Genomic DNA, 1150 nt, shown 5'->3' on the forward strand with positions numbered 1-1150 from the left:
CACGTACCGTCGTGAACTCGTGCTGCCGCTTGGGCACCGCCCGCGCCACGTGGGCGGCCTCCTCGGGGAACAGGGCGGACGCCGGGTCGCCGAGCGAGTGGGCGAAGGTTTCCTCGGCGACGGCCCAGGCGGGGAGCAGGCCCCCGATCACCGTGCCGCCACCGGCCCGTCCGCGGGCAGGGGCAGGATCCGGCGCAGTGGCTCACGCGGCGGCCGGGGGCGCCATTCGCGCGGATATCCCACCGACACCTCCTCGAAGCGCACCCCGTCGTGCCAGGTGACGCGCGGGATGTGCAGATGCCCGTACACCACGGCCCTGGCCCGGAAGCGGAGATGCCAGTCGGCGCTGAGTTCGGTGCCGCACCACTGCGCGAATTCGGGGTAACGCAGCATCCGGGTGGGGTGGCGCAGCAGCGGCCAGTGATTGATCAGTACGGTGCGGAGCGAGGGGGCCAGAGCGCCCAGCCGGCCCTCGGTGTACGCGATCCTGGCGCGGCACCAGTCGTCCCGGCCGGGGTAGGGGTCGGGGTGGAGCAGAAACTCGTCGGTGCAGACCACCCCGGCCTCGTGGGCGCGGCGCAGCGACTCCTCCTTGGTGTCCGCGCCGGGGACCCGGAACGAGTAGTCGTAGAGGGTGAACAGGGGCGCGACGGCCACCGGCCCGTCCTCGTCCTCCCACACCGGGTAAGGATCCTCGGGCGTGGCGATGCCCAGGGCGCGGCAGGTCTCGACCAGCCGCAGATACCGCGCCTGCCCGCGCAGTTCGCAGGGGTCCTCGGGCAGGGTCCACAGCTCATGGTTCCCGGGCGACCAGATCACCTTCGCGAACCGCGCGGCGAGCAGTTCCAGGGTCGAGTGGACGTCCTCGTACCGTTCACCGATGTCACCCGCGACGATCAGCCAGTCGTCATCCGACCGGGGCCGCAAGGACTCCGTGAGCTTCCGGTTCTCCGGATGGGAGACGTGCAGGTCGCTGATGGCGAGCAGTTGTCCCTCAGTCATGGGTGTCCGTCCGCTCCCCGTGTCTCATCCCTCGTGGCTCCCTCCGTGCCCCTCCGTGCGCGGAGTCGCGCGCGGGGTTGTTGCGGATCCGGAAGGAAATCTACCGAGGTTCGACGGCTCGCACGAGCCCGCGTGGGGTGGCCCGGGC

General features: G+C 71.4%; 1 protein-coding gene. It reads right to left on the bottom strand.

Annotation, left to right across the window (positions count from 1 at the left end; translation table 11 throughout):
• Positions 1-147 precede the first annotated feature (147 nt).
• Entirely contained in the window at positions 148-1002 is an 855-nt protein-coding gene (locus tag ACWF94_RS40845; protein WP_453500415.1) for a metallophosphoesterase family protein, read from the bottom strand.
• Positions 1003-1150: the final 148 nt, after the last annotated feature.

The sequence above is a fragment of the Streptomyces sp. NPDC055078 genome, assembly GCF_053607985.1.

Excerpts from the sequence above, each read along its gene's own strand:
- ACWF94_RS40845 (WP_453500415.1), bottom strand. The coding sequence starts at position 1,002 with ATGACTGAGGGACAACTGCTCGCCATCAGCGACCTGCACGTCTCCCAT.